Origin of the sequence: Rhizobium sp. NXC14 (assembly GCF_002117485.1) — a bacterium.
Taxonomy (GTDB): Bacteria; Pseudomonadota; Alphaproteobacteria; order Rhizobiales; family Rhizobiaceae; genus Rhizobium.
In genome coordinates this window covers 583,419-600,347 of the sequence record NZ_CP021032.1, presented here as the reverse complement: position 1 = coordinate 600,347, position 16,929 = coordinate 583,419, and the positions used below count along the sequence as shown (strand labels likewise).

The 16,929-nt window shown below is 62.3% G+C and carries 15 protein-coding genes; 10 read left to right on the top strand and 5 right to left on the bottom strand.

The genetic code is table 11. The annotated features are described in order from the left end of the window. Positions 1 to 82 precede the first annotated feature (82 nt). The gene (locus NXC14_RS27120) at positions 83 to 541 is read left to right on the top strand and encodes a carboxymuconolactone decarboxylase family protein (protein WP_085781091.1); all 459 of its coding nucleotides are present in this window, start codon (positions 83 to 85) and stop codon (positions 539 to 541) included. 65 nt (positions 542 to 606) lie between these two features. On the opposite strand, the gene rhaI is transcribed toward NXC14_RS27120, so the two are convergent. Further along, a complete protein-coding gene (gene rhaI / locus NXC14_RS27115; protein ID WP_085781090.1) occupies positions 607 to 1,899 on the bottom strand; it encodes an L-rhamnose catabolism isomerase in 1,293 nt (430 codons plus the stop codon). Between the two features lie 215 nt (positions 1,900 to 2,114). Then, positions 2,115 to 4,211, bottom strand: a complete 2,097-nt coding sequence (locus NXC14_RS27110) for a bifunctional rhamnulose-1-phosphate aldolase/short-chain dehydrogenase (protein ID WP_085781089.1) — start codon at positions 4,209 to 4,211, stop codon at positions 2,115 to 2,117. A gap of 202 nt (positions 4,212 to 4,413) precedes the next feature. Between NXC14_RS27110 and NXC14_RS27105 the strand changes: the two genes are divergently transcribed. From NXC14_RS27105 to NXC14_RS27065, 9 genes are all read left to right on the top strand, one after another. After that, entirely contained in the window at positions 4,414 to 5,226 is an 813-nt protein-coding gene (locus NXC14_RS27105) for a DeoR/GlpR family DNA-binding transcription regulator (protein WP_085781088.1), read from the top strand. Between the two features lie 47 nt (positions 5,227 to 5,273). After that, positions 5,274 to 6,269, top strand: a complete 996-nt coding sequence (gene rhaS, locus NXC14_RS27100; protein ID WP_085781087.1) for a rhamnose ABC transporter substrate-binding protein — start codon at positions 5,274 to 5,276, stop codon at positions 6,267 to 6,269. 72 nt (positions 6,270 to 6,341) lie between these two features. Next, positions 6,342 to 7,883, top strand: coding sequence for a sugar ABC transporter ATP-binding protein (locus tag NXC14_RS27095; RefSeq protein WP_085781086.1), 1,542 nt, complete (start codon positions 6,342 to 6,344; stop codon positions 7,881 to 7,883). Positions 7,884 to 7,893: 10 nt separating this feature from the next. Continuing rightward, the gene (locus NXC14_RS27090) at positions 7,894 to 8,895 is read left to right on the top strand and encodes an ABC transporter permease (RefSeq protein WP_085781289.1); all 1,002 of its coding nucleotides are present in this window, start codon (positions 7,894 to 7,896) and stop codon (positions 8,893 to 8,895) included. Beyond that, complete coding sequence (locus tag NXC14_RS27085; RefSeq protein WP_085781085.1) at positions 8,892 to 9,899, top strand: ABC transporter permease; 1,008 nt, start codon at positions 8,892 to 8,894, stop codon at positions 9,897 to 9,899. The genes NXC14_RS27090 and NXC14_RS27085 overlap by 4 nt, the downstream gene beginning before the upstream one ends. Further along, positions 9,896 to 10,216, top strand: a complete 321-nt coding sequence (gene rhaM / locus NXC14_RS27080) for an L-rhamnose mutarotase (RefSeq protein ID WP_085781084.1) — start codon at positions 9,896 to 9,898, stop codon at positions 10,214 to 10,216. The genes NXC14_RS27085 and rhaM overlap by 4 nt, the downstream gene beginning before the upstream one ends. Beyond that, entirely contained in the window at positions 10,213 to 11,592 is a 1,380-nt protein-coding gene (locus NXC14_RS27075) for an FGGY-family carbohydrate kinase (RefSeq protein ID WP_085781083.1), read from the top strand. Before rhaM ends, NXC14_RS27075 begins: the two co-directional genes overlap by 4 nt. Before the next feature lie 81 nt (positions 11,593 to 11,673). Next, positions 11,674 to 12,432: a fumarylacetoacetate hydrolase family protein gene (locus NXC14_RS27070; RefSeq protein ID WP_085781082.1), complete on the top strand. Its 759-nt coding sequence runs from the start codon at positions 11,674 to 11,676 to the stop codon at positions 12,430 to 12,432. A 169-nt stretch (positions 12,433 to 12,601) separates the two neighbouring features. Then, positions 12,602 to 13,381: an ATP-binding cassette domain-containing protein gene (locus NXC14_RS27065; protein ID WP_085781081.1), complete on the top strand. Its 780-nt coding sequence runs from the start codon at positions 12,602 to 12,604 to the stop codon at positions 13,379 to 13,381. A gap of 9 nt (positions 13,382 to 13,390) precedes the next feature. On the opposite strand, the gene mmsB is transcribed toward NXC14_RS27065, so the two are convergent. The 3 genes from mmsB to NXC14_RS27050 form a co-directional block, all read right to left on the bottom strand. Then, a complete protein-coding gene (gene mmsB / locus NXC14_RS27060) occupies positions 13,391 to 14,272 on the bottom strand; it encodes a 3-hydroxyisobutyrate dehydrogenase (protein ID WP_085781080.1) in 882 nt (293 codons plus the stop codon). A 9-nt stretch (positions 14,273 to 14,281) separates the two neighbouring features. Beyond that, positions 14,282 to 15,877: a GMC family oxidoreductase N-terminal domain-containing protein gene (locus NXC14_RS27055; protein ID WP_085781079.1), complete on the bottom strand. Its 1,596-nt coding sequence runs from the start codon at positions 15,875 to 15,877 to the stop codon at positions 14,282 to 14,284. A gap of 62 nt (positions 15,878 to 15,939) precedes the next feature. Then, on the bottom strand, positions 15,940 to 16,929 hold the full coding sequence (locus NXC14_RS27050; protein WP_085781078.1) for a branched-chain amino acid ABC transporter permease: 990 nt from the start codon (positions 16,927 to 16,929) through the stop codon (positions 15,940 to 15,942).

Sequence of the window (16,929 nt, the reverse complement as noted above, 5' to 3'; positions counted from 1 at the left end):
TCACATCAATGACGAATGAAACCGGGCCGGTGTGACAGCGCCGGCGGTTCGTCGCACCCTAAACCCATCAAGGAGACCTATCATGCAGGAGAGAATGGGAAATCCCGCCCTCGTGCTTCCAGAAGCCATGCAGGCGCTCAATGCGCTCAGCAAGGTGCCGACCGAAACAGGCCTTTCGCCAAGGCTGCTCGAACTCGTCAATCTGCGCGCCAGCCAGATCAACGGCTGCAGCGTCTGCATCGATGGTCATTGGCGCATTGCCCGCAAACACGGCGAAACGGATGAGCGGCTCTTTGCCGTCGCCGGCTGGCGCGACGCTCCCTATTATAGCGAGGCTGAACGCGCCGCTCTCGCCTTGACCGAGGCGGTGACCCGCACCAGCGACCGCGCCGACCCGGTGCCTGACGAGATCTGGGACGAGGCGACCCGGCATTATGACGGCCGCAGCCTTGCCGCGCTTGTCATCGCCATCGCCAATATCAATGTCTGGAACCGGCTGAACATCGCCACCCGCCAGATCGCCGGCGCCTGGAAACCGTGAGCGGCGATTGCCGGCGGCGTTTCAACGATGCTGCCGGCGATCACGCCTTTATTCGGCCCGGCAGCTCAAATGATACCGCCGCCACCGGCAACGGAAGCCGGACGTTCGGCTGCCACCTTGTTGCGGTAGCCGCTGGCGCGATAGGCCGCGATCGGGTCGATCGCGCCGCCGGCCCGGCGGCGGGCCTCGGCAAGGATCGGCTCGACATCGGCGCGATAGGCGCGCTTCAGCGTTTCTGACGCCATCAGCGCGTCATTGTCCTCTTGGTAGCCCACGAGGGCCTTCCGGTCGACGAGGAGCGCCTGCGCATAGGCGCGGCGGATTTCGTTGGCGCTGTTGATCAGGCTCTCGATCGGATCGGTGACATTGTGCGACTGGTCGATCATGTGGGCCGGATTGAAATCGTTGACGCCGCGCTGCTCGGCATCCACCAGCTCGTTGAAAACCAGGAACAGCCGGTAGGGATCGATCACGCCGGCATCGAGATCATCGTCGCCATATTTCGAATCGTTGAAGTGGAAGCCGCCGAGCTTCCCGAACTGGATCAGCCGGGCGACGATCATCTCGATATTGGTGTTCGGCGCATGGTGGCCGAGATCGACGAGGCACTGGGCTTTCGGGCCGAGGGTCTGGGCGATCAGATAATTGGTGCCCCAGTCCTGAACGATCGTCGAATAGAAGGCCGGCTCGTACATTTTGTGCTCGGAGAACAGCTTCCAGTCGTCGGGCAGCGCCTTGTAAATGTCGGCCATCGAGGCAAGATAACGCTCGAATGCCTTGGTGAAATTGCTCTGGCCGGGGAAGTTCGACCCATCGCCGATCCAGACGGTCAGCGCCTTGGAGCCGATCGCTTTGCCGATCTCGATGCATTCGAGATTATGCTCGACCGCCTGGGCGCGTGTTGCCGCGTCGGTGTGGCTAAGCGAACCGTATTTGTAGGAATAAGCCTGCCCCGGCGCGTCGGAAAAGGTGTTCGAATTCATTGCGTCGAAGCCGAGGCCGAGCGCATCACCCTTGGCCTTCAACTCCCGTGCATCCGCTTTGTCCCAGGGAATATGCAGCGACACATTCGGCGTTGCCTGCGTCAGCTGATTGATGACGGCGCAATCGTCGAGCTTGTCGAAGATGCCGCGCGGTTCGCCGGTGCCGGGAAAGCGGGCGAAACGCGTGCCGCCGGTGCCCACGCCCCAGGAAGGAACGGCGACGAAGAACTCCGCCACCTTGCGTGTCACCGCCTCTATATCGACGCCGCGGCGATCAAGCGTCGCCCCCAGCGCCTCGTAATCGGCTTTCAGCGCGGCTGCCCGCTTGTCGTTTTCGCTCGCAACCAGATCCTGCGCGATCCTGAACTCGGCCATTTTTTCCTCCCGGTTCTGCAATTTCTACATTGGAACTGCCGTACGGCCGCCCCCCATCCGCCTGCCGGCACCTTCTCCCCGTTCAGACGGGGAGAAGGTGATATGCCGCGCCGTCTCCGTCTCACTCCAACATTTCGTTGGGCAAGTCCCCTCTCCCCGTCTGAACGGGGAGAGGGTTAGGGTGAGGGGCAGACGCATCCGCCCCCAGTCAAAAATCAGCGCGTAAAACTCTGAACGTTGCCGGCGTCGACGTTGATGATGTTGCCGGTCGATTTCGCCGATAGATCTGACGCCAGGAAGTAGACCGCCTCGGCGATATCTTCCGGGAAGACGTTGAGCTTCAGCATCGACCGCTTGCGGTAATGTTCCTCCAGCTCGTCGACCTCGATCTTCGAGGAGGCCGCACGCTGCTCGCGCCACTCGCCGCTCCAGATCTTCGAGCCACGCAGGACTGCATCGGGATTGACGGTGTTGACGCGGATGCCGGCATCGGCGCCTTCCAGCGCCAGGCAGCGGGCGAGATGGATTTCAGCCGCCTTCGCCGTGCAATAGGCGGACGCGTTCGGCGAAGCGGCAAGACCGTTCTTCGATGCAATGAAGACGATATTGCCGCCGAGCGCCTGACGGCGGAACAGCCGGAAGGCCTCACGCGAAACGAGGAAATAACCGGTCGCCAGAATGTCGATATTGCGGTTCCACGTCGAAAGTTCCGTCGTTTCAATCGGCGCCGACGAGGCGATACCGGCATTCGAAATGAGGATGTCGATGCCGCCGAATTCCACGCAGGATTCGGCGAAGGACGCGATAACGGCATCTTCCTTGGTGACGTCGAGCTTGGTGGTGCGCACGGCGTCCGAGCCGTACTTCTTCACGAACTCGGCTTCAGTCGATTCAAGTGCCGCCTGATCGATATCGGCGAGCACCACACAGGCGCCCTCGCCGACGAGGCGCGCCGCCGTCGCCCGGCCGATGCCGCCGGCACCGCCGGTGACGAAGGCGACCTTGCCGGCAAGGCTCTTCGGCTTCGGCATGCGCTGCAGCTTGGCCTCTTCGAGTAGCCAATATTCGATGTCAAAGGCTTCCTGCTCCGGCAGTCCCTGATATTCCGAGACCGTCGAGGCGCCGCGCATGACGTTGATGGCGTTGACGTAGAATTCGCTGGCGATGCGGGCCGTCGCCTTGTCGCGGGCGAAGGACAACATGCCGACACCCGGCACCAGGAAGATGACGGGATTGGCGTCGCGCATGGCGGGCGAATTGTCATGTTTGCAGTCGTTGTAATAGCGGGCGTAGTCGGCGCGGTAATCCTCCAGCGCCTTGTCGAGACCCGCGACGATCGCGTCGACATCCGGTTTGGCCGGGTCGAAATCGATGATCAGCGGCCGGATCTTGGTGCGCAGGAAATGATCGGGGCAGCTGGTGCCGAGCGCGCCGAGCGGCCGCAGGTCGCGGGAGTTGACGAATTCGAGCACGGCGTCCTGATCGTCGAAATGGCCGAGCTTGCGCTCCTGCTTGCCGATGCGACCGCGAATTTCGGGCATCAGGCGAGCGGCGATAGCCCGGCGTTCGGCAACCGGCAGACTCTGCACGACCGCGCCGCCGAAGATCGTCTTGCCCTCGGTTTGAGCGGCGAACCATTCAATCGCCTTGTTGATGATATCGAGCGTCAGCTCGTAGCAGGCCTTGGCGTCGTTTGCCCAGGTGAAGAGACCATGGCTTTCGAGCACGACGCCCTTGGCGTTCGGGTTCGCCTTGACGAAGGCTTCGAGATCGAGGCCGAGCTGGAAGCCCGGACGGCGCCAGGGCAGCCAGCCGATCTCGTCGCCGAAGATCCGCTGAGTCAGCTCGCGGGAGTTTTTCGAGGCGGCGATCGCAATGATCGCATCGGGATGCATGTGATCGACATGGGTGAAAGGCACGAAGCCGTGCAGCGGCGTATCAATCGAGGCGGCGCGGCCATTGAGGTTAAAGGTGCAGTGCGGCAGGAAGCCGACCATGCGGTCCTCGTCCTCGACACCTTTGTAGATGCCCTTCAGCGATTCCAGCTTGTCCTGGTAGAGTGTGGCGAAGCCGTCGAGCTTGATGGTGCCGACATCGCCGCCCGAGCCCTTGACCCAGAGAACCTTGACCTTCTCGCCGGTCAGCGGATCGGTCTCCATGACCTTGGCCGAGGTATTGCCGCCACCGTAATTGGTGATGCGCTTGTCGGCGCCGAGCAGATTTGAGCGATAGAGAAGCTTGCCGGGTTCGTCGAGGCCTGCCGCGTAACCCTCATCCCACCGGTTTTCCAGAAGCCGGACGTTCGCCGCCATGTCATCCTCCCATATGAAATCATTATCGGGACGCGATGGTTCGCGCTCCTCTTCGCTGACCGGTATCGCTCATGAAAATGGAGTTTGTCAATCGAAAACGATCAAATTCGATTATTGTGCAGCGCAATATGAAAATTTATGATCGTTTATGATTGACAGGTTTTAACGGATACGAAATAAATACGACAAGAGGAGGAGCCCAATGCACGAACGCGAACGTCATCGCATCATCTTGAGCGCCGTTCAGGAAAAATCCGTCGTCACGATCCAGGACATTTCCGAATTGACGGAAGCTTCTGAAGCGACAATCCGGCGCGACATTGCGGCTCTTCATGTGCAGGGCAAGATCCGTCGTGTCCGCGGCGGAGCGGAGGCGGTGCACCCGCCGCAGCTCGGCAATCTCGCCGGCCGCCCATTCCGGGTTTCAGAATCGGTCAACATCGATAAAAAACGCGCAATTGCACGCGCCGCGGTCGATCTCTGCGAGGCCGGCGACGCCATCATTATCAATGGCGGCACCACGACCTTCCAGATGGTGCATTACATGGCCGGCCATCGCATGCAGGTGATGACCAACTCTTTTGCCATCGCCGAACATCTGGTGAAGCATTCCAAGAACACGGTGACGGTGCCGGGCGGCGCGATCTATCGTGAACAGAGCCTCATCCTGTCGCCGTTCGACAATGACGCTATCCGCAATTTTTATGCGCGACGCATGTTCATCGGCGCGCAGGGCGTCGGCCCGCTCGGCATCATGGAGGCGGATGCCCTCATCATCCAGAGCGAGCAGAAGCTGATGCACCAGGCCGACGAACTCATCGTCATGGTCGATTCAAGCAAATTCAATCGCCGGTCGAGCCTCATTCTCTGCGCGCTCGACCGCGTCTCTGTCGTCATCACCGATGACGGGATTACCGACGAGGCAGCTCGCATGGTCGAGAATGCCGGCGTTCGGCTCGTCGTCGCCAGCCCGGTGACCCAGCTTGTGAAGGAGGATTCCTCGTCGGTCGCGTGAGGCGCCGCCGAGGTGTGGAAGTCTAATCTTAATGGGAGGAAAGTGACATGAAATTCGCAAAGACACTGGCGCTCGGCGTAGCGCTCGCCGTCGCCATGATGGCCGGCACCGCCAGCGCCAAGGACATCAAGATCGGCCTCGTCGTCAAGTCGCTCGGCAACGGCTTCTTCGACGCCGCCAACAAGGGCGCGCAAGAAGCAGCCAAGGAACTCGGCGGCGTGGAGGTTATCTACACCGGCCCGACCTCGACGACGGCCGAGGGCCAGATCGAAGTCATCAATTCGCTGATCGCTCAGGGCGTCGACGCCATCGCCGTGTCGGCCAACGATCCGGACGCGCTCGTTCCGGCGCTGAAGAAGGCTACCCAGCGCGGCATCAAGGTCATTTCCTGGGATTCCGGTGTTGCACCCGAAGGCCGCATCCTGCAGCTCAACCCGTCGTCCAACGAGCTGATCGGCAAGATGTGCCTGACGCTCGCCAAGGATCATCTGGAAGGGGGCAAGGGCGACTTCGCCATCCTGTCGGCGACGACCACCTCGACCAACCAGAATATCTGGATCGACCAGATGAAGAGGCAGCTCAAGGATTTCCCGGGCCTCAACCTCGTCACCACGGTTTACGGCGACGACCTCTCGGACAAGTCCTATCGTGAAGCCGAAGGCCTGCTGAAGTCGTACCCGAACGTCAAGGTCATCGTCGCTCCGACGACGGTCGGCGTTCTCGCTGCTTCCAAGGTCGTCGAAGACAAGGGCCTTGTCGGCAAGGTCTACGTCACCGGTCTCGGCCTGCCGTCCGAAATGGCCGGCGCCATCAAGTCGGGCGCCACGAAGGAATTCGCCATCTGGAACCCGATCGACCTCGGCTACTCCGCCACCCAGATCGCCTATCGCCTCGTCAAGGGTGAAACCGACGGCAAGCCGGGCAGCGAAATCGAAGCCGGCCGCATGGGCAAGATCAAGGTTGGCGACAACGGCGAAGCCGCCATGGCCGATCCCTTCGTCTATAATGCCTCGAACATCGACCAGTTCTCCAAGGTCTTCTGATCCGAAGCAGCCGTATAAAGCCCGGCGGCCTGATAGCCGCCGGGATTTCTCATTCGACACTGGTAGAAGCTGATGAACGCTGCCTTTCAACAACCCGCCACTGCCACGGACAGCAAAACCGGCGAAGCGCCCGCCATTCTGGAAATGCGCGGCATCTCCCAGATCTTTCCCGGGGTGAAGGCGCTCGACAATGTCAGCATCGCGCTCCATCCCGGTACGGTGACGGCGCTGATCGGCGAAAACGGCGCCGGCAAATCGACGCTCGTCAAGATCCTGACCGGCATCTACAGGCCGAACGAAGGCGAGATTCTCGTCGATGGCCAGCCGACGAGCTTCGCCAGCGCCCAGGCCGCGATCGACGCCGGAGTCACCGCCATCCATCAGGAAACCGTGCTGTTCGACGAGCTGACGGTTGCCGAAAACATCTTCCTCGGCCATGCGCCGCGCACGCGCTTTCGCACCATCGACTGGCAGGTGATGAACAGCCGCTCGACGACGCTGCTGACCGCACTTGAAAGCAATATCGACCCGACGATCCGGCTGAAGGACCTCTCGATCGCGCAGCGCCACCTGGTAGCGATTGCCCGCGCTTTGTCGATCGAGGCCCGCATCGTCATCATGGACGAGCCGACGGCCGCCCTTTCCCGCAAGGAGATCGACGACCTCTTCCGCATCATCAAGGGCCTGAAGGAGCAGGGCAAAGCGATCCTGTTCATCAGCCATAAGTTCGACGAGCTTTACGAAATCGCCGACGATTTCGTTGTCTTCCGCGACGGCCGCGCCGTCGGCCAGGGGCGGCTGAAGGAAACGCCGCAGGACGAAATCGTCCGCATGATGGTCGGCCGTGACGTCGATAACGTTTTTCCGAAGATCGAGGTTGCCATCGGCGGCCCGGTGCTCGAAGTCGAAAAATACAGCCACCGCACCGAGTTCCGCGACATTTCGCTGACGCTGCGCAAGGGCGAGATCCTCGGCATTTACGGCCTGATCGGCGCCGGCCGCTCGGAATTGGCGCAATCGCTCTTCGGCATCACCAAGCCGCTCTCGGGGCGGCTGACGCTCGAGGGCCGGGAAATTTCGATCAATTCGCCGCATGATGCCATCAAGGCCGGCATCGTCTATGTGCCGGAGGAGCGCGGCCGCCACGGCCTGGCGCTGCCGATGCCGATCTACCAGAACATGACGCTGCCGTCGCTGACACGGACCTCGCGCAAAGGTTTCCTGCAGGCGGCGGAAGAACTCGCGCTCGCCCGCAAATATGCCGAGCGGCTGGATCTGCGCGCCGCAGCCCTCTCCGTCCCGGTCGGCACCCTGTCAGGCGGCAATCAGCAGAAGGTCGTCATCGGCAAGTGGCTCGCCACCATGCCCAAGGTCATCATCCTCGATGAACCCACAAAGGGTATCGACATCGGCTCGAAGGCTGCCGTGCACGGCTTCATCAGCGAGCTTGCCGCAGAGGGCCTCTCGATCATCATGATCTCTTCCGAACTGCCCGAGATCATCGGCATGTCGGACCGGGTGCTTGTCATGAAGGAAGGTCTGTCCGCCGGGCTCTTCGAGCGCGATCAGCTTTCGCCGGAAGCGCTGGTGCGCGCGGCGACCGGAAATGCATGAGGTGATGAGCATGGCCAAACTAATCAAAAAACGCGAAAACCTGCTCTTTGCCATCATCGTGGTAATGATTGCCGTCTTCTCGGCGCGGGCCGCCGACTTCGCCACACCGGACAATCTCGCCGGGATCTTCAACGACACCGCGATCCTCATTATCCTGGCGCTTGCCCAGATGACGGTGATCCTGACGAAATCAATCGATCTCTCGGTTGCCGCCAATCTCGCCTTCACCGGCATGGCCATTGCGATGATGAACGCCGCCTTTCCGGGCCTGCCGCTGATCGTGCTGATTCTTGCTGCGATCGCAATCGGCGCCGCCCTCGGCACTATCAACGGCTTCCTAGTCTGGCGCCTCGAAATCCCGCCGATCGTCGTCACCCTCGGCACCCTCACCATCTATCGCGGCATGGCCTTCGTGCTGTCGGGCGGCGCCTGGGTGAACGCCCACCAGATGACGCCGACCTTCCTCGCCGTTCCCCGCACGCCGATCCTCGGCCTGCCGGTGCTGAGCTGGGCTGCGATCGTCATCGTCGCGCTGATGTATATGCTGCTGCGCTACAGCCAATTCGGCCGCGCGGCCTATGCGACCGGCGGCAATCCAACAGCGGCCGTCTATGCCGGCATCGATACCGGCCGGACCAAGTTCCTTGCCTTCGTGCTGTCGGGCGCGCTTGCCGGCCTCTCCAGCTATCTCTGGGTGTCGCGTTACGCGGTCGCCTATGTCGATATCGCCAACGGCTTCGAGCTCGACAGCGTTGCCGCCTGCGTCATCGGCGGCATCTCGATTGCCGGTGGCGTCGGCTCGGTCGCCGGCACCGTGCTCGGCGCGCTGTTCCTCGGCGTCATCAAGAACGCCCTGCCGGTCATCGGCATTTCCCCTTTCACGCAGATGGCGATCTCCGGAACCGTCATCATTCTCGCCGTCGCCTTCAACGCCCGGCGTGAGCGCAACCGGGGCCGCATCATCCTGCGCGACCGCGCCGCAGCCGAAATCAGAACGGAGGCCGCAGCATGAGCACCGTATCCACCCACGAAAAGCGCGTCATCCCCGACCGCCTCGGCACGCCCTTCCGCCGCATCATCGCAAGCTGGGAAGTGCTGCTCTTTGGCGTCGCCGTCCTGATCTTCATCTTCAATTCCCTGGCCTCGCCCTATTTCCTCGATGCCTGGAACCTGTCGGACGCCACCTTCAACTTCACCGAAAAGGCGATGATCGCCTTCGCCATGGCGCTGCTCGTCATCTCAGGCGAGATCGACCTCTCGGTGGCCGCCATCATCGCGCTCGCCTCGACGGCGATGGGCGCGGCAGCACAGGCCGGCATCGGCACGCCGGGCCTGGTGCTGATCGGAATCGGCACCGGCCTTGCCTGCGGCATCTTCAACGGCGTGCTTGTTTCGGTGCTGAAGCTGCCGTCGATCGTCGTCACCATCGGCACGATGAGCCTGTTCCGCGGCATTTCCTATATCGTGCTCGGCGACCAGGCCTATGGCAAGTATCCGGCCGACTTCGCCTATTTCGGCCAGGGTTATGTCGTCTGGGTGTTCTCGTTCGAATTCGTGCTGTTCATCGTGCTGGCGATCCTCTTCGCCATCCTGCTGCATGCGACGAATTTCGGCCGGCAGGTCTATGCGATCGGCAACAACGATTTCGCCGCCCGCTTCTCCGGCATTCCGGTCGAACGCGTCAAATTCATTCTCTTCCTGCTGACCGGCATCATGAGCGGCATTGCTGCCGTTTGCCTGACCTCGCGCCTCGGCTCGACCCGGCCGTCGATCGCGCAGGGCTGGGAACTCGAAGTCGTCACCATGGTCGTTCTCGGCGGCATCTCGATCCTCGGCGGCTCCGGCACGATCGGCGGCGTCGTCATCGCCGCCTTCGTCATGGGCCTCGTCACCTTCGGCCTCGGCCTCTTGAACGTGCCCGGCATCGTCATGTCGATTTTCATCGGCCTGCTTCTGATCATCACCATCGCCATCCCGATCCTCGCCCGCCGCATCAAGCTCATGAGCTCCCGATGACCCTGGAAAAACACGCCTTCAAGATGCAGCTCAATCCCGGAATGGAAGCCGAATACAGCAAGCGGCATGACGAGATCTGGCCGGAACTGGTCGATCTCCTGCATCAGTCGGGCGCCAGCGACTATTCCATCCATCTCGACCGCGAGACCAATACGCTGTTCGGCGTTCTCACGCGGCCAACCGATCACACGATGGCGAGCTTGCCGGACCATCCTGTCATGAAGAAATGGTGGGCTCATATGGCCGATATCATGGCGACCAATCCGGATAATTCGCCCGTTCAAAGCGACCTCGTCACCCTCTTCTATATGCCATGACCGCCAGCTCCTACCGCCGCATCGCCGTCCTCGACATCGGCAAGACCAATGCCAAAGTCGTGGTGCTCGACAGCGCGACCGGTGCCGAAATTGCCGTCCTGAAGCGGCCGAACATTGCGATCAAGAAAGGTCCCTACCCGCATTACGACATAGAGGCGCTCTGGGCCTTCGCTCTCGATGCGCTGAAGAGCCTGGCGCGGGAACCGGGTTTCGATGCCATTTCGATTACCACCCACGGCGCCGCAGCCGCACTGCTCGACCGCAATGGCGCGCTCGCCATGCCTGTGATCGATTACGAACACGAATATCCTGAGGCGATCCGCGATTCCTATACCGCTTTGCGTCCCTCCTTCGCCGAAACCTTCTCGCCGCGCCTGGCGATGGGCCTCAATGTCGGCGCGCAGTTGCACTATCAGAAGAGCGTCTTTCCGCAGCAGTTTGCCGCGGTCGAGACAATTCTCACCTATGCGCAATATTGGGCGGCGCGCTTGACGGGTGTCGCCGCAAATGAAGTGACGTCGCTCGGCTGCCATACCGATCTCTGGAATCCGAGAAGCGGCACCTACTCTTCGCTCGTCGACCGGCTCGGCATCCGCGCGCTGATGGCGCCGATCCGCTCGGCCTTCGACGCGCTCGGCCCGGTCCTGCCCGAGATTGCCGCCGCGCTCGGGCTTTCAGCGCCGGTGCCGGTCTATTGCGGCGTCCACGATTCCAACGCCTCGCTGCTGCCGCATCTGGTTCATCGCGAAGCGCCCTTCGCCGTCGTCTCCACTGGCACGTGGGTGATCAATTTCGGCGTCGGCGGCGATCTCGACCATCTTGATCCGAGCCGCGATGCGCTTGCCAACGTTGACGCCTATGGCCGCGCCGTTCCCTCCTCGCGTTTCATGGGCGGGCGGGAATTCGAAATTCTTTCGGCCGAGATCGGTCCGGTGGATGACGAGGCCGCCTGGGCTGCGATCGGTGCGGTGATCGGCAAGGGCATGATGCTGCTGCCCAACGTCGCCCCAGGCTCCGGACCCTTCCCGGGAAAGGCGAGCCGCTGGGTCGGCGCCGAGGCGGCGAGCCGCGAGAAGCGTTTTGCCGCCGTCTGCCTCTATCTCGCACTGATGACCGACGCATGCCTCGGACTGATCGGCGCCAAGGGTCCTGTCATCGTTGAAGGGCCGTTTGCCCTGAACAACACCTATCTTAAGCTGCTCGCCGCCCTCACCGGCCGTGTTGTCGTCGCCCATCCAGGCTCCACCGGCACCAGCCAGGGGGCTGCACTTCTGACTGGCATCCGGCCAGTCTCCGGTGCAGAGACACATGTTCCGCCGTCCGAAATTGCCGGGTTGAAGGTCTATCGGGATCGCTGGTTCGCGGAAATCGAATAGGAGCTTTTCCTGTAACGCCCCCTTGTTCCTCACCGGCTTGCGGTTACTGTTACGCCTCGAAACTCAGGTCGGGGAGACAGCATGACAGAAGCATTCGATCCGCGCGCCCTCGCAGCCAGGCTTTACAGTCTGCGGCGGGCCGGCAGACAGGAGGCGACCAGCGCCTTCCTGTCGCCGGCCAATCTACGTCAGGCGATGGAAGCGCAGCACTTTCTCGCCGCGGCCGACGGCATTTCCGGCAATGCATGGAAGGTGACGGTTTCGCCGCAGGGCCACGCCGTCAGCGGTCCGCTGCATCCCTATGCCGAAGCCGTCTCAGGTGCTGAAATCCCCTGGTATCCAGGGCTGAAATTCGAAACCGAGATCGCCGTGCGCCTCGGCAAGGACCTGCCGATCCGCGCGGGCAAGCCGTACAGCCGCGCCGACGTGGTCGAGGCGATCTCCGCCGTCCATCTCGGCGCCGAACTGCTGATCAGCGCCGTCAGGGAAAGCGGCAGCGTTTCCTTCCTGCTGTTTGCCGCCGACCGCCTCGGCAACAGCGGCTATGTGCTCGGCCCGAGGCTCGACGACAGCCTTGTTGATACCGCCGGCGGCACCCCGCTCAAGGTCACGCATGCCGGACGCACCATTTATGACGGCCCTGCCCAGCATCCGAAGGGCGACGTTCTCACTTGGCTCGTCGACTACGCCAATGACGGCTTGCGTCCGCAAACATCGATTAAGGCAGGCGCGCTGATCACAACGGGCACGTTGAGCGGCGCGATCGAACTGGCCGAACCCGGCGAGATCGACATCCTTTTCGGCGATGCCAGGCTAAGTTTTTCGGTATCGAAGACATGATGAACGTTGATTATACCCGCGGCCGCGGCAATTCCCCGCGGTCTCACCTTCTCCAGAGAAAAGGTAAGTTGACAATCCAGGTTTAGTTTTGCAGGAACCGGGTGTGGATGGGAGGCCGATGCATGTCAGAGGCACTCCCCAACCTGCAGCGCCGAACCCGGAGCAGACCATGCCGTCGTCTTTCCTTGCCCTGTCGGGAATCACCTATGCCATCGGCCCGAAGCCAATCCTCTGCGGCATCGACCTGACCCTTGAAGCAGGCCGTATCTACGGGCTGGTGGGGCCGAACGGGTCCGGCAAGAGCACGCTTTTGAAGATCATCGCCCGCCAGATCGGGCCGCAATCCGGCACCATTACCTTCGGCGGCAGGGCGGCGGCTGACTGGGGGGCGCGGGAATTTGCCCGGCACGTGGCCTATATGCCGCAATTCACGCCGGCGACCGACGGGATGTCTGTGCGGGAACTGGTGGCGCTTGGCCGTTTTCCCTGGCACGGCACGCTCGGCCGCTTCACCGCAGCGGACCGTGGCAAGGTCGAGGAGGCAATTGCCCGCACCCGTCTTGAGGATTTTGCCGATCGCCTCGTTGCCGACATGTCCGGCGGCGAACGCCAGCGCGCCTGGATTGCCCTGATGCTCGCCCAGGATGCCCGCTGCCTGCTGCTCGATGAACCGACATCGGCGCTCGACCTCGCCCATCAGGCCAGCGTCCTCTCCCTTGTACAGCAACTCAGCCATGAACGCGGGCTGACCGTCATCATCGTGTTGCACGAAATCAATCTCGCCGCCCGCTACTGCGACGCGATCGTCGCACTGAACCGCGGCCGGATCACGGCCGAAGGCACGCCCGGCGAGATCATGCAGGCCGAGAAGCTGCATTCGATTTTCGGCGTCGGCATGGGCGTCTTCGCGCATCCGGTGCGAAACGAGCCGGTCAGCTATCTCTTATAGGCCGCCGCCTCACACCTTTTCGCGGAACATCTCGATGATGGCGGAGAAATCCCGACCGCCGTTACCCTGCTTTTCGAAGAGCGAATAAAGCTGCGCTGCCTCCGCGCCGAGAGGCGTCGAGGCGCCGCTTGCCAGCGCCGCCTCCTGCGAGAGCTTGAGATCCTTTAGCATCAGCGCCGCGGCGAAACCCGGCTTGTAGCCGTTGTTGGCGGGCGAAGTCGGCACCGGCCCCGGCACCGGGCAATAGGTATTGATCGACCAGCACTGGCCTGATGAGGTCGAGGCGACGTCGAACAGAGCCTGATGCGAGAGGCCGAGTTTTTCGGCCAGCACGAAGGCCTCGCAGACGCCAACCATCGAGATGCCGAGGATCATATTGTTGCAGATCTTCGCCGCCTGGCCAGCGCCGGCCTCGCCGCAATGGACGATCCTCTTCCCCATCGCCTCGAGGATCGGCTTTGCCTTGGCGAAGGCTTCGTCCGAGCCGCCCGCCATGAACGTCAGCGTGCCCGCGCTCGCCCCACCCGTACCGCCGGAGACGGGCGCGTCGAGCGACAGGCAGCCTGCGGCCTTGGCCATTTCATGCGCCTTGCGGCTGCTTTCCACATCGATTGTGGAGCAATCGATGACCAGCGTGCCCTGCGCGGCGGTCTGCAGGATATCGGTCCAAGCCGTCAGCACATGCCGGCCCTGCGGCAGCATCGTGACGATGGTCTCCGCGTCCTTGACCGCTTGGCTGGCATGGCTTGCCGGCTTGACGCCGCTTGCCTCGGCCGCCTTCAGCACCGACGCAGCGAGATCGAAGCCAAGGACCCCGTGGCCTGCCTTGACGAGATTGGCCGCCATCGGGCCGCCCATATTGCCGAGGCCGATGAATGCAATCTTTGCCATGGTCTTCTCCTATCGATTGTCTTCGAGGATCATCGCCGCCGCCTTTTCGGCGATCATGATGGTCGGCGAATTGGTGTTGCCCGAGGTGATCGACGGCATCACCGAGGCGTCCGCGATCCTGAGCTTGCCGAGCGCCCTTAGTTTCAGCCTGGGATCGACGACGCTGTCCCCGTCGGCGCCCATACGGCAGGTACCAACCGGATGAAAGATCGTCGTGCCGATATCGCCCGCCGCCCGCTCCAGATCGGCCTCCGTCTGATAGCTGGGGCCGGGTTTGAATTCCTCCGGCTTGAAACGGGCGAAGGACGGCTGCGCCACGATCCTGCGCGTCAACCGTATTGAACGGACAGCTATGTCACGGTCGCGCTGCGTCGAGAGGTACTTCGGGCTGATGGTCGGCTGGGCGGCGAAATCCGGGCTCGACAGGTGCACCGAACCGCGGCTTTCGGGCCTCAGATTGCAGACGCTGGCGGTGATCGCCGGGAAAGGATGGACCGGATCGCCGAACTTCTCCAGCGACACCGGCTGCACATGATATTGCAGATCCGGCGTTTCCCGGTCCGGGCCTGACCGGGTGAAGATGCCGAGCTGGCTAGGCGCCATCGCCATCGGGCCGGAGCGGCGGACAAGATATTCGAGCCCGATCGCCGCCTTGCCGATCAGCTTCGTCGCCTTCTCGTTCAGCGTCGGGACGCCCGTCACCTTGTAGGCGAGGCGCAGCTGCAGATGGTCCTGCAGGTTCTCGCCGACAGCTTTCACCTCGGTGACCACATCGACACCCGCCTGCCGCAGAACTTCGCCCCTGCCAATGCCCGACAATTCGAGAATATGCGGTGAGCCGATCGAACCTGCGGAAAGGACCGTTTCCCTCGCTGCATAGGTGCGCTTCGCGGTGCCCTGGTGCTGGAATTCGACGCCGACAACGGCGCCGTCCTCCACCAGCAGCCGTCGGACCTGCGCCTTGGTGAGCACGGTCAGGTTCGAGCGCCGCATTGCCGGGCGCAGAAATGCCTTCGACGTATTCCAGCGAATGCCGGAGCGCTGGTTGACGTCGAAATAGCCGGAGCCTTCGTTGCTGCCGCGGTTGAAATCCTCTGTCTCCGGAATGCCGGCTTCCCTCGCCGCCTGCTGGAAAGCGTCCAGCACGGCCCAGCGCACACGCGCCTTCTCGATGCGCCATTCGCCGCCGGCCCCATGCATCTCGTCTTCGCCGCGGTAAAAATCCTCTGACTTGCGGAAGAAGGGCAGAACATCGTCCCATCCCCAGCCGGTGCAGCCCATCTGCCGCCAGAGATCGTAATCGCGCGCCTGCCCGCGCATATAGATCATGCCATTGATCGACGAGCAGCCGCCGAGCACCTTGCCGCGGGGGTAGCTCAGCGCCCGGCCGTTCAGCCCGGCTTCCGGCGCGGTGGTGAAGCACCAGTCGGTGCGTGGATTGTTGATGCAATAGAGATAGCCGACCGGGATGTGGATCCAATGGTAGTTATCGCTGCCGCCCGCTTCCAGCAACAGCACGCGGCTCCTGCCATCGGCGGATAGCCGGTTGGCGAGCACGCAACCGGCACTGCCTGCCCCGATGATGATGTAGTCGTAGCGGTCCATGCCCCTCACGAAACTCCAGATGCTTGACGCCTGCCTCTGCCCGCGCTGCGGGAGAGGAGAGGTCAGCGGCGATAGACGAAGCCCAGCTTCCGCCCCAGTCGCGAAGCGTAGAATTCGCCGATAATGCCGCGGCGGAAGATCAGCACGCAGACCATGAAGACGACGCCGGTGATGATCGTCACCGGGAATTCCGAGGTGGCGAGGTAGTTTTCCAGCGCCACCACCAACCCAGCACCGAAAAGCGGGCCGATCAACGTGCCGATACCGCCGAGCAGTGTCATCAGGATCACCTCGCCCGACATCTGCCAGGCGACGTCGGTGAGCGTCGCGAACTGGAAGACGATCGATTTCACCGCGCCCGCCAGCCCGGCCAGCGCCGCCGACATGACGAAAGCGCCGAGCTTGTAGCGCGCAACCGAATAGCCGAGCGAGATCGCCCTTTGCTCGTTTTCGCGGATCGATTTCAGGATCATGCCGAAGGGCGAATTGATGAAACGCCAGATAATCAGCACGCCGATAATGAACACGGCGAGCACGAAATAATACATGTTGGTCGAGCTGTTGAGATCGATGACGCCGAAGAGATGGCCGCGCGGCACCGACTGGATGCCGTCTTCGCCCTCGGTGAACTTCGCCTGCAGGCAGAAGAAGAAGAACATCTGCGACAGCGCCAGCGTGATCATCGCGAAATAGATGCCCTGGCGGCGGATGGCGAAGAAACCCATGACGAGGCCGAGAAAGGCCGCCCCCGCTACTCCGATCAGAATGCCGAGCTCCGGCGGCAGCCCCCATGATTTCACCGTATAGGCGGTGAAATAGGCCGCCCCTCCGAAGAAGGTGGCATGGCCGAAGGAGAGTAGGCCGGTATAGCCGAGCAGCAGGTTGAAGGCGCAGGCAAACAGCGCGAAGCACAGGAGCTTCATCAGGAAGATCGGATAGAAGAAGAACGGCGCCAGCAGCAGGAGCAGCAGTCCCACGAGAAGGAAGCCGGCCTGGACCGAAAGGGCGGTCCGGCTTTTTTCCGTTCGGATGGTTTCGGTGATGTCAGCCAT